General features: G+C 73.5%; 6 protein-coding genes. 5 read left to right on the top strand and 1 reads right to left on the bottom strand.

Annotation, left to right across the window (positions count from 1 at the left end; translation table 11 throughout):
* Positions 1-110: 110 nt before the first annotated feature.
* The 5 genes from ACIQ6R_RS26560 to ACIQ6R_RS26540 all read left to right on the top strand — a co-directional run bounded on the left by ACIQ6R_RS26560 (position 111) and on the right by ACIQ6R_RS26540 (position 7,167).
* Complete coding sequence (locus ACIQ6R_RS26560) at positions 111-935, top strand: IclR family transcriptional regulator (protein ID WP_404223822.1); 825 nt, start codon at positions 111-113, stop codon at positions 933-935.
* Positions 936-1,250: 315 nt separating this feature from the next.
* Positions 1,251-2,336 carry an S-(hydroxymethyl)mycothiol dehydrogenase gene (locus ACIQ6R_RS26555; protein ID WP_404223820.1) on the top strand — a complete coding sequence of 362 codons (1,086 nt, stop codon included), beginning with the start codon at positions 1,251-1,253 and terminating at the stop codon, positions 2,334-2,336.
* A complete protein-coding gene (locus tag ACIQ6R_RS26550) occupies positions 2,333-4,786 on the top strand; it encodes an FAD-dependent oxidoreductase (RefSeq protein WP_404223819.1) in 2,454 nt (817 codons plus the stop codon). Before ACIQ6R_RS26555 ends, ACIQ6R_RS26550 begins: the two co-directional genes overlap by 4 nt.
* A 21-nt stretch (positions 4,787-4,807) precedes the next feature.
* Positions 4,808-5,980: an N-methyl-L-tryptophan oxidase gene (gene solA / locus ACIQ6R_RS26545; RefSeq protein ID WP_404179176.1), complete on the top strand. Its 1,173-nt coding sequence runs from the start codon at positions 4,808-4,810 to the stop codon at positions 5,978-5,980.
* A complete protein-coding gene (locus tag ACIQ6R_RS26540; RefSeq protein WP_404223817.1) occupies positions 5,977-7,167 on the top strand; it encodes an aromatic ring-hydroxylating dioxygenase subunit alpha in 1,191 nt (396 codons plus the stop codon). The genes solA and ACIQ6R_RS26540 overlap by 4 nt, the downstream gene beginning before the upstream one ends.
* Here ACIQ6R_RS26540 and ACIQ6R_RS26535 read toward each other — a convergent pair.
* Positions 7,164-11,834: a hypothetical protein gene (locus ACIQ6R_RS26535; RefSeq protein ID WP_404223815.1), complete on the bottom strand. Its 4,671-nt coding sequence runs from the start codon at positions 11,832-11,834 to the stop codon at positions 7,164-7,166. The genes ACIQ6R_RS26540 and ACIQ6R_RS26535 overlap by 4 nt on opposite strands.
* Between the last annotated feature and the right edge of the window lie 7 nt (positions 11,835-11,841).

The following is an 11,841-nucleotide window of genomic DNA, read 5'->3' as shown; positions in this document are numbered from 1 at the left end:
GGCGCACTGGAGAGCGCTATGCGCAACAGAATCCGGGCGGGCGCCCGTGGCGTCAAGGGCTTCCCGCAGATGCGGTCCGGACGGGGCCGCCAGGTGGTGAGAGTTGAGCCATGACCCGCACACAGAAGCAGCCCGACCATGGTGAGGACCGCGTGGAGAACAAGCAGGTGGGCAGAGGGACGGCGAGCGGCGTGCAGTCGGTGGACCGCGCCGTGAGCGTCCTGGAGATCCTCGCCCGGCACGGCGAGGCGGGCGTCACCGAGATCGCCGACGAGCTGGACGTGCACAAGTCCACCGCCTTCCGGCTGCTCGGCGTGCTGGAGAACCGCGGCCTGGTGGCCCAGGAGAAGGAGCGGGGGAAGTACTACCTGGGCGCCGGCGTACTGCGCCTCGCGGGGGCGGCCGCGGTGCGCCTGGACATCTCGCAGGAGGGTGTGCCCGTCTGCCGCGAACTCGCCGACGAGCTCGGCGAGACGTCGAACATCGCGGTGCTGGACGACGACGCGGCGGTCAACGTCATGCAGGCGCGCGGCACCGCCTCCGTGACGGCACAGAACTGGCTCGGCCGGCGTACCCCGCTGCACGCCACCGCCAGCGGCAAGGTGCTCCTCGCCCACCTGCCGACCACCCTGCGCGAGGGCCTGCTGGCCCGCCCGCTGCACCGGTTCACCGAGCACACCGTCACCGGCGCGGCGGTGCTGCGCGGCGAGTTGGAGACCGTGGCCGAGCAGGGCTACGCGATCACGCAGGAGGAGCTGGAGATCGGGCTCGCGGCCGTGGCGGCACCCGTCCGTTCCCACGACGGCAAGGTGATCGCCTCGATCAGCGTCTCGGGTCCGGTGTACCGGCTGACGCCGGAGCGGCTGCCCGACCTGGCGAAGCGCGCGCTGGCGGCGGGGGTCGAGTTGTCCCGCCGCATGGGGTACGGCTGCTGACCCGGACCGGGCGGCCCGGCACAGAACCGGACGGCACAGGACGGGACGGGGGCGGGACGGGGCGGGGCGGGGCGGGGCGGGGCGGCAAAGGCCGGGACGGAGCGAGGCGAACCAAGGGCACGGGACCGGAGGAATCCGACTGGATTCCTCCGGTCCCGTGCCGTCGTGTGTCCGGCTGATTTCAGCCTCCGACACTCCCCCCGGCCCTTTTGCCAAGGGTTCACCCGCACCCCTTGACGGCCGCTCGGCGGCGTTCTCAGTATGTTCCTCATAGCGCAACCCATCGTGTAATGCGCAACAGCAGAGGAGCTTGTCGTGCCCCACGAGGTCCGTGCCGTAGTCGCTGTGAAGAAGGGCGCACCGGTCGAGGTGCAGACGATCGTCGTCCCGGACCCGGGACCGGGCGAGGTGCTCGTCGCGGTACAGGCCTGCGGGGTCTGCCACACGGATCTGCACTACCGCGAGGGCGCGATCACGGACGACTTCCCTTTCGTGCTGGGCCATGAGGCGGCCGGCACCGTCGAGGCGGTCGGCGAGGGAGTCACCGATCTTCAGCAGGGCGACTACGTGGTGCTGGCCTGGCGGGCGCCCTGTGGGGGCTGCCGTTCCTGCCGACGCGGCCGTCCCTGGTACTGCTTCGACTCCCGCAACGCCGCCCAGCCGATGACGCTGCTGGACGGCACCCCGCTGACCAGCGCGCTCGGTATCGGCGCCTTCGCCGAGAAGACGCTGGTCGCGGCCGGCCAAGCGGTGAAGGTCGACCCGGCCGCGCGCCCCGAGGCGGCCGGCCTGATCGGCTGCGGCGTGATGGCCGGTTACGGCGCCGCCGTCAACACGGGCAACGTGGGCCGTGGCGACTCGGTCGCCGTCATCGGCTGCGGCGGCGTCGGCAACGCGGCGATCGCGGGTGCCGCCCTCAACGGCGCCATGAAGATCATCGCGGTTGACGTCGACGGCCGGAAACTGGACCGGGCGGAGCGGTTCGGCGCCACGCACACCGTCGACTCCCGTGGCACGGACCCGATCGAGGCGGTCCGCGCCCTCACCGACGGCCACGGCGTGGACATCGCGATCGACGCGGTGGGGCACCCGGAGACCTTCCGCCAGGCCTTCTACATGCGCGACCACGCGGGCGTGCTGGTCCAGGTCGGCGTGCCCACGCCGGAGACTGCGGTCGAACTGCCGCTCATCGACGTGTTCTCGCGGGGCGGCGCGATCAAGTCCTCCTGGTACGGCGACTGCCTGCCGAGCCGCGACTTCCCGTTCCTCATCGACCAGTACCTGTACGGGCTGCTGGACCTGGGCGCCTTCGTCTCGGAGACGATCTCGCTCGACCGGGTGGAGGAGGCGTTCGCCAAGATGCGGCGCGGCGAGGTACTGCGCTCGGTGGTGGTCCTGTGAGCGGCCACGACACCCATCCCTCGCCCCGTGTGGTCGTCATCGGCGCCGGCATCGTCGGCTGCTCGCTCGCCGACGAACTGACCGCCCGCGGCTGGCAGGACGTCACCGTCCTCGAACAGGGCCCGCTGCCCGCCCCCGGCGGCTCGACCTCGCACGCGCCCGGCCTCGTCTTCCGGACCAGCCCGTCGAGGACGCTCACGGCGTTCGCCCGGTACACCGTCGAGAAGTTCACCTCCCTCAAATCGGACGGCGTGCCCTGCTTCCAGCCGGTCGGCGGCCTGGAGCTGGCCACCACCCCGGAACGCCTCGCCGACCTGCACCGCAGGGCCGGTTACGCCGCGGCCTGGGGCGTGCGCGGCGAGGTCGTCGACGCCGCCCAGTGCAAGGAACTCTGGTCGCTCCTCGACGAGTCGGTGGTGCTCGGCGGCTTCCACACCCCCGAGGACGGCCTGGCCCGCGCCCTGCACGCCTCCCGCGCGCAGCTGGACCGCGCCACCGCGCGCGGCGCCCGCTTCCTGGACCGGCACACGGTCACCGGCATCGAGCGACGGGACGGCAGGGTCGCGGGGGTCGTCACCGACCGGGGCACCTTCCCCGCCGACCACGTGGTCTCCGCGGCCGGCTTCTGGGGCCCGGTCGTCGGACGCATGGCCGGCGTCGACGTCCCCCTGCAACCGCTCGCCCACCAGTACGCGAGGACCGGACCGCTGCCGGAGCTGAGCGGCGCCACGGCGGAGGCCTCGAAACCGATCCTCCGCTTCCAGGACCGCGACCTGTACTTCCGGGAGCACACCGACCGTCTGGGCATCGGCTCCTACGCCCACCGCCCGCTGCCCGTGGACCCGTTCGCCGTCCCCGCCTACGACGAGGCCCGCGACCGCGACATGGAGATGCCGTCCTCGTACCCCTTCACCCCGGACGACTGGGCGCCGAGCTGGGAGGACTGCCGACGGCTGATGCCCGCCCTGCGCGAGGCGGAGATCGAGTCGGGCTTCAACGGCGTCTTCTCCTTCACCCCGGACGGCATGCCCGTCCTCGGCGAGTCCCGCTCCCTGCGCGGCTTCTGGCTGGCGGAGGCCGTCTGGGTCACCCACTCGGCCGGTGTCGCCAAGGCCGTCGCCGAGTGGATGGTGAACGGGCGGCCGTCGCTCGACGTGCACGAATGCGACCTCACGCGTTTCGAGGAGGCGCAGCGTTCACCGGCATACATCCGTGAGCGCGGCGCGCAGCAGTTCGTCGAGGTGTACGACGTCCTCCACCCGCTTGAGCCGATGGAGCGCCCCCGCCCGCTCAGGGTCAGCCCCTTCCACGCCCGGCAGCAGCAGCTCGGCGCGTACTTCCTGGAGGGCGGCGGCTGGGAGCGCCCGCACTGGTACGAGGCCAACGCCGAACTCGTCGAAGGCCTCACGCTTCCCGACCGCGACGACTGGTCGGCCCGCCACTGGTCCCCCATCGCGGCCGCCGAGGCGCGGGCGACCCGCGAGAAGGTCGCCCTGTACGACATGACCCCGCTGCGCCGCCTGGAGGTCACCGGCCCCGGAGCCCTCGACTTCCTCGACCGCATGACCACCAACAACCTCCGCAAGAAGCCGGGCGCGGTCACTTACACGCTGCTCCTCGACGACACCGGAGGCATCCGCTCCGACCTCACCGTCGCCCGCCTCTCCCCCGACCGCTTCCAGGCCGGCGCCAACTCCCCCGCTGACCTCGACCACCTCCTGCGCCACGCACCCGACGGAGTGCACATCCGGGACGTCACCTCCGGAACCTGCTGCGTCGGCGTCTGGGGCCCGCTCGCCCGCGACCTCGTCCAGCCGCTGACCCCGGACGACTTCTCGCACGAGGCGTTCGGCTACTTCCGCGCCAAGGAGACGTACATCGGCCATGTCCCGGTCACGGCCATGCGCCTGAGCTACGTCGGTGAACTCGGCTGGGAGCTGTACACCACGGCCGACCTGGGGCTGAGGCTCTGGGACACGCTCTGGGAGGCGGGCCGGGAACTCGGCGTGGTCGCGGCCGGGCGTTCCGCCTTCAACTCCCTGCGCCTGGAGAAGGGTTACCGGGCCTGGGGCACCGACATGACCGACGAGCACGACCCGTACGAGGCGGGCGTCGGCTTCGCGGTCCGCATGGACAAGGCGGACTTCGTCGGCAGGGCCGCGCTGGAACGCGCGGGCGAACCGGCCCGGCGCCTCACCCCGCTCCTCCTCGACGACCCGGCCGCCGTGGTCCTCGGCAGGGAACCGGTCCACGTTGACGGCACACCCGCCGGTTACGTGACCAGCGCCGCCTACGGCTACACGCTCGGCCGCTGCGTCGCGTACGCCTGGCTCCCGGCCGGTCTGGCCACCGGCGCCGGCGTGCACGTGGAGTACTTCGGCGAGAAGGTGCCCGCCACGGTCGTCGACGAGCCGCTGTTCGACCCGAAGATGACCCGCATCCGCCGCTAGGACGCCCCCAGGAGGCCCCTGTTGTCCCCCACCTACGACGTGATCGTCATCGGTCTCGGCGGCATGGGCAGCGCCGCCGCGCACCACCTCTCCGCACGGGGCGCGCGCGTGCTGGGCCTGGAGAAGTTCGGCCCGGTGCACAATCGGGGCTCGAGCCACGGCGGTTCCAGGGTCACCCGGCAGTCGTACTTCGAGGACCCGGCCTACGTGCCCCTCCTCCTGCGTGCGTACGAACTGTACGAGGACCTGGAGCGGGCCACCGGCCGGGACATCGCCCTCCTGTGCGGCGGGGTGATGGTCGGCCGGCCCGACTCGTGGACCGTGTCGGGCTCGCTGCGCTCGGCACGCGAGTGGGACCTGCCGCACGAGATGCTGGACGCCCGGGAGATCCGCCGCCGCTTCCCGACCCTCACGCCGGCGGCCGACGAGGTCGCGCTGTACGAGGCCAAGGCCGGTCTCCTGCGCCCCGAGAACACCGTCGCCGCCCACCTCCAGCTCGCCACCCGGCAGGGCGCCGACCTGCACTTCGACGAGCCGATGACGCGCTGGGAGCCGTACCGGGACGGTGTCCGGGTGCACACCGCCGAGAACACCTACACCGCCTCCCGACTGGTGATCTGCCCGGGCGCCTGGGCACCGCGACTGCTGACGGACCTGGGCGTGTCCTTCACGGTCGAGCGGCAGGTCATGTACTGGTTCCAGCCGACGAACGGCACCCGCCCCTTCCTCCCCGCCAACCAGCCGATCTACGTCTGGGAGGACGCGGCCGGCGTCCAGGTGTACGGCTTCCCGGCCATCGACGGCCCCGACATGGGTGCCAAGGTCGCCTTCTTCCGCAAGGGGCGGGCCACCACCCCGGAGACCATCGACCGGACGGTTTACGACCACGAGGTCGAGGCGATGGCCGATCACATGTCCGGCCGCATCCCGGATCTGCCCGGAACCTTCCTCAAGGCCGCGACCTGCATGTACACCACCACAGCGGACGAACACTTCGTCATCGCCCGGCACCCCGCGCACCCCGACTCGGTCACCGTGGCCTGCGGCTTCTCCGGACACGGCTTCAAGTTCGTGCCCGTCGTCGGCGAGATCCTCGCCGACCTGGCCCTGACCGGCAGCACCGCCCACCCCATCGGTCTGTTCGACCCCGCCCGTCTCGCCGCCGCCGCGCCCGCATCAGGAGCACTCACGTGACGACGACTCCCTTGCCCCCCGTGTCCCCCAGCCTCATCGCGACCCTGCCGGGCCACTACTACACCGACCCGGAGGTCTTCCGGCAGGAGCAGCGGCACGTCTTCGAGTCGATGTGGTTCTGTGCCGTCCGCGGCGCCGACCTGGACCGGCCCGGTGCCTTCCGCACCGTGCAGGTCGGCCGGGAGAGCGTGCTGGTCACCCGTACCCGCGCGGGCGAGCTGCGGGCCTTCCTCAACATCTGCCGGCATCGCGGGGCCCGGCTGTGCACGGAGGAGTCCGGGCAGGTGCGCCGCGGTCTCCAGTGTCCGTACCACGCGTGGACGTACGACCTCGACGGCAGGCTGGTGGCCGCGCCCAACCTGACGAAGATGCCGGACGTCGACCGTTCCGCGTACGGCCTGGTCGGGGTCGCCCTGCGCGAGTGGCTCGGCTACGCCTGGGTGTGCCTGGCGGACACGCCGCCCTCCTTCGAGGAGACCGTGATGGGGGCGGCCGTCGAACGGCTCGGCGACGCGGCCGCGATCGAGCGGTACGGGACGGAGCAGCTGGCGCTGGGCCGGCGCACGACCTACGACGTGCGCGCCAACTGGAAGCTGATCGTCGAGAACTTCATGGAGTGCTACCACTGCGCGACCATCCACCCCGAACTCACCGACGTGCTGCCGGAGTTCGCCGACGGTTACGCGGCCCAGTACTACGTCGGCCACGGCGCCGAGTTCGGCGAGGAGGTGAAGGGGTTCACGGTCGACGGCAGCGAGGGCTTCGGCAGGCTGCCCGGGGTGGCGGAGGACCAGGACCGCCGCTACTACGCCGTCACCGTCAAGCCGACGGTCTTCGTCAACCTGGTACCGGACCACGTGATCCTGCACCGCATGTTCCCGCTCGCCGAGGACCGCACGGTCGTCGAGTGCGACTGGCTGTACGCACCGGACGTGGTGGCCTCGGGGGCGAATCTGTCGCGGTCCGTGGAGCTGTTCCACCGGGTCAACACGCAGGACTTCGCGGCCTGCGAGCGGACCCAGCCGGCGATGTCGTCCCGGGCCTACCGAGCGGGCGGCGTCCTGGTGCCGACCGAGCACCACATCGGGATCTTCCACGAGTGGCTGTTGGAACGGCTCGGTGACGGCCCTGGCCCCGGCACTGCCGACTCCGGTCCTGCTGACCCCGGTCCTGCCGACTCCTCCTAGGCCGGTGACTGCGCGGGGCGCTTGAACATGCGCGTCGCCGTGATCTCGCTGTGCACCGCCTCGCCCTCGCCCTCGGCGGCCGGGACCGGCTGGGGCAGTCCCGGCCTCAGGTGTTCCTCCACGCTGATGTACTTGAGGCCGGCCCTGAGGTCGGCGTCGTTGCGCAGCCGGATGACCAGCGGGAACTCGGCGAGCGCGGTCGTGTCGAACAGGCCTGTGGTGTACAGGAGCTGGACGCCGAGGGCGTTGGACACGGCCCGCTGGAGCTCCAGCAGATAGGTGGCGTTCGCGCGACCGATGGGGTTGTCGAGGAACAGGGTGCCGGCGTGGCGGTGCCGGTCGCGCCCCCGGTCGTTGCTGCGCAGCGCGGCCATCGTGCAGTACAGGGCGATGGCCGCGGTGAGCAGCTGGCCACCGGAGAAGACATCGCCCATCTGGCCGACGGGGACGCGCTCGGCGCGCAGTACGGCGTCGGGCTTGAGGATCTCGACGGCGACGCCCTTCGGCTGGAGGGCGGCGGCGACGCCGCGCAGCAGCAGGGACATGCCGTCGCGGCGCAGGTCGGAGTTCTTCTTGACGGCCGCGCGGGTGGCCTCGTCGACGACCTCGCCGAGCCGCTCGGTGAGCGTGGCCTGGTCGGGTTCCTCGAAGCGGATGCGCAGGAACTCCTGCCCCGACCATTCTCCGAGGCCCTCCGGAAGCCGGGAGAGCCGCTGGGCGGAGCGGAGGGTGGCGAGGGCCGACTCGACCAGGCCGCGCAGCCGGTCCACGATCGAGTCGCGGTTGCGCTCCAGCTGGGCCAGTTCGTCGGTCAGGACCCGGAGGCGGGGCGCGAAGGCGTCCGCCCATGCGCCCGCGTGCTCGGGCAGCGCGGAGGCGGGCAGCTCGCGGATCTGCTGGCGGGCGGGGGTGCGCACCTGTTCGTAGCGGGTGGAGTTGGCGTGCCGGACGAGGACGTCGCTCGCCTCGCGTACGGCTGCCTCGGCGGCGGACAGGTCGGCGGCGCAGCCACGCAGCGACCGGCGGGCCTCGGCGGCGGACCGGCGGGCCTCCTCTAGGCCGCCCGGGTAGGGCTCGGGCTCCTCCTGCTCCTCCTCGGGCGTGTGCTCGCGCAGCAGGTCGCGGAGCATGGCGGCGATCTCGTCGAATCCGCCGGCCGCGTCCTCGGCGGCGCGGTGGGTGTCGAGCAGTTCGGCGTGGGCGGCGCGGGCCTGGGTCAGTGCCTCGGTGCGGGAGGCGAGTTCGGCGGTCGCCGTGCGCAGCAGCGTCTGGGCGTGTTCGGCGTCGCGCGGGAGGAGGTCCTCGGGGAGTTCGGTGTGGGCGTCCCCGTCCTCGGGCGCGTGCCGTTCGGCCTCGCCGCGCAGCCGGCCGAGCTGTTCGCTCGCGTGCGACATGCGGGTCTCCAGGAGCTGCACCAGTTCCTCGGCGCGGGCGGCCGCAGCCTGCCGGGAGGGGCCGTCGGAGCCGTCGGGCGACTCCAGCAACTGCCCGGCCCGGGTGCGGACCTTGTTGCTGAGCCGGTCCAGCTCGGCGCGGGCCGCGCTCTCGTCGCTCTCCGCGCGGGCCTGCTCGGCGCGCAGGTCGGTGCCGACGCCGACCTGCTCGTAGAGCTGGGAGGCGGCACGGTAGGCCTCGCGGAGGGCGGGCAGGGACGCCTTCGGCTCGTCCGTGCCGTTCTCGGGTGCTTCGGAGGGTACGTCGTCGGGGGCGCCGGCGATCTCGGAGCGCTCGGCGCGCAGCGTGCGGGCGGTGCGGCGGGCGTCGTCGGCGGCCCGCTGGGCGGCGCGGCGGTCCTCGTCGGCGGCGCGGGCGCGTTCCAGGCAGGCCTGTGCGCGGGCCTCCGCCTCGGCGCCCTCGTCGGCCAGTTCGCGGAGCTTGGCCTGCCAGCCGGCGCGCTCGCGCAGCCGGAAGGCGAGTCCGGCGAGGGCGTCGGCGGCGCGGCGGGCCTTCTGTGCGGCCTCCTGCCGCTCGTCCCGCATCCTCACGGCCTCGGCGGCGCTCTCGTCGGCCTCGGCCCGCGCGGTCCGCGCCTCGGTCAGCTCGGCCTCGGCCTCCTCGGCGAAGGCGCGTGCCTCCTGGGCGGTCCGGGCCAGCTCGGCGAGGCGGCCGGCGGGGCAGCCGGTGCGCCAGGAGGCGAGCCGGGCCGCCAGCTCCCGGTCCTTGCCGAGCCGGGCGGCGAGCGTGCGGATCTCCTCGTCCCGCTCCGTCGCCCGTGCGCGCAGCGCGTGCCGCTCCTCGTCGGCGGCGTGCTCGTCGTGCATGGCGGGGTTCGGCGGTACGAGGAATACATCGCCGGTGTCGGTGTCGGAGTCCGGCGCCGGGGTGGGCGCGAGCAGGGCGGCGGCCGTGCCGACGGCGACGGCGGAACGCGGCAGCAGGGCGGCGTCGCCGAGGACGTCCCGGGCGCGGGTGTGCGAGTCGGGGTCGGTGATGATCACGCCGTCGACCAGTTCGGGACGGGCGGCCAGCACGCGCGCGTGGTCGGCGGGGTCGACGGCCTGCGCGAGGTAGCGCCAGCCGGGCAGGGCGGGGATGCCGTGTTCGCCGAGGAACTCCACGGTGGCCAGTACGTCCGGGCCGGGCGGCAGCAGTCCGCCGTCGCCGAGGGCGCCGAGGATGCGGGAGTCGTCGGCGGCGGCGGTGCGCAGGTCGAACAGCTGGCGTTCGGCGGAGGAGACGGTGTCGTCGAGCAGCTCGCGCAGTTCGTCGGCGAAGCGGTCGAGTTCTTCGGGGGTCAGCGCCCCCTCCGAGGACCTGGGAACGACGGTTCGCTCGTCGCGGTCCGCGTTCTGGCGGGGCTGGGGGATGCCGGGCCGGGGCTCGGCGGCCAGGCCGAGCAGTTCGGCGAGCCGTTCCTCGGCTGTCAGGGCCTCGGCCGTGCGGTGCTCGGCCGCGTGGGCGCGCTCGGCCGCGGTGGCCGCGTCCGCCGCGCGGGCCGCCGTCAGTTCGGCGCGGCTCTCCGCGGCGGCGGCCTCGCGCGCGTTCTCCGTGGCCCGGCGTGCCGCCTCACGGGCCGTGTCCCAGGCCGCGACGGTCGTCTTCTCGGCGTCGCTGGCCGCGAGGGCGGCGCGGGCGGGATCGGCGTCGGGCGTGCTGTCGTCGAGCCAGCCGGCGCGGACCGCCTCGGCGGTCTCCTGCTCGACCTCGGTGAGGCGCTGGCGCAGATGCCCGGCCTCGCTGCGGGCGCGCTGCGCCTCGGTGGCCGCGGTGGTGGAGTCCCGGTGGGCGGCGTCGCTGACCTCCTGGAGGGAGGCGGACCGCGCTTCCTCCTCGTTGGCGTGGTGCTCGGCCTTCCCGGCCGCCGCGTGCAGGGCGCGGACGAGTTCGACGGCGGCCTTGGCGCGGGCGGCGAGCGCGGGCGCCGCGTCCCGTTCGGCCTCCTGGATGGCGGCGGACACGCGGGCGACGCGGTCGGCGGCGGCGCGGTGGCGCAGGACGGCCTCGGCGGCCTGCCAGGCGGAGTGCAGGGTGCGCGCGTCGGCGAGTTCACGCTTCTGCGCGGCGGCCGACTTCTCGGCCCCGGTCAGGGCCAGGGAGGCGTGCCGGTAGGCGAGTTCGGCGGCGATGAGGGAGCTGCGGTCCCGGGCCGACTCGGCGTGCGTGACGGCGTAGGCGGCGGCGGTGACCCGCTGGGCGAGATCGCCGGCCCGGACCCGCTCCTGGGCGCCGCGGGCGGAGAGCCGGCGGGCCAGGGTCCTGGTCCGGCGTTCGGCGGCGGTGTGGATGTCGCGCGCGCGGGTGCGGGCGTCGGCGGCCTCGACGATCCGGCCGAGGAGGTCGACGGACCCGGCGGTGAAGTCGCGTTCGGCGATCAGTTCGGCGCGCCGGCCGAGCTTGTTGCCGAAGCCGCTGACCAGGTCGGCGAGTCCGTCGGTGTCGCGGGTGTCGGTGACGGCGCGCAGCAGCAGGTCGGTGAAGTCGGAGTCCTTCTTGACCGCGAAGAGGCCGGCCGCCTCGCCTTCGTCGGCGTTCATCTCGCGCTGGTAGCGAAAGAGTTCGGGGTCCAGGCCCAGGTCGCCGAGGTGCTCGATCCAGCGGTCGTGGATCTCCTCCCAGTGCACCTCCAGGTGCGGGTAGGCCTTGCCGGCCTCGGTGATGGCGTCCCGGAAGCCCTTCATGGTGCGGCGCCTGCCCTGGGCGCCGGAGACGCCCTCGACGGGCGGGCGTACGGCGTTGGCCTCGGCGACGGGCAGGTTGTCCAGGGTCAGCCCCGGGCCGGGCCGGAAGGAGTACCAGGCCTCGGCGAACTTCCGCGGGTCGCCCGAGACCTGGCGGCCACGCCACTCGCTGGCCTTGCCGACGACGACGCACTCGCCGGTCTGCACGTGCTGCCACTCCAGCGCCACGTGTCCGCAGTCGTCGGCGAGCAGGAACTTGCGCAGCACGCCGGAGCTGGCGCCGCCCAGGGTGTTGCGGTGGCCCGGCAGCATCACCGAGAAGATCAGCTTGAGCAGGACGGACTTGCCGCCGCCGTTCTCCAGGAACAGCACGCCGGCGGGCGCGGGCCGGCGCGGCGGGCCGACGGGCTCCTCCTCGAAGAACTCCGCCTGCGCGGGCGCGGGGTCGGGCACGGGCTCGCCCACACCGCGCAGGTCAAGCACGGTGTCGGCGTAGCGCGCACCGGCGGGTCCGATGGAGTAGAGGCGGACCCTGGACAGCTCGTACATGGCGGAC

The sequence above is a fragment of the Streptomyces sp. NPDC096048 genome (genome assembly GCF_044763415.1).
Taxonomy (GTDB): domain Bacteria; phylum Actinomycetota; class Actinomycetes; order Streptomycetales; family Streptomycetaceae; genus Streptomyces.
Note: the sequence above shows the minus strand (reverse complement) of the source record. Positions and strands in the feature narration are given on the sequence as shown.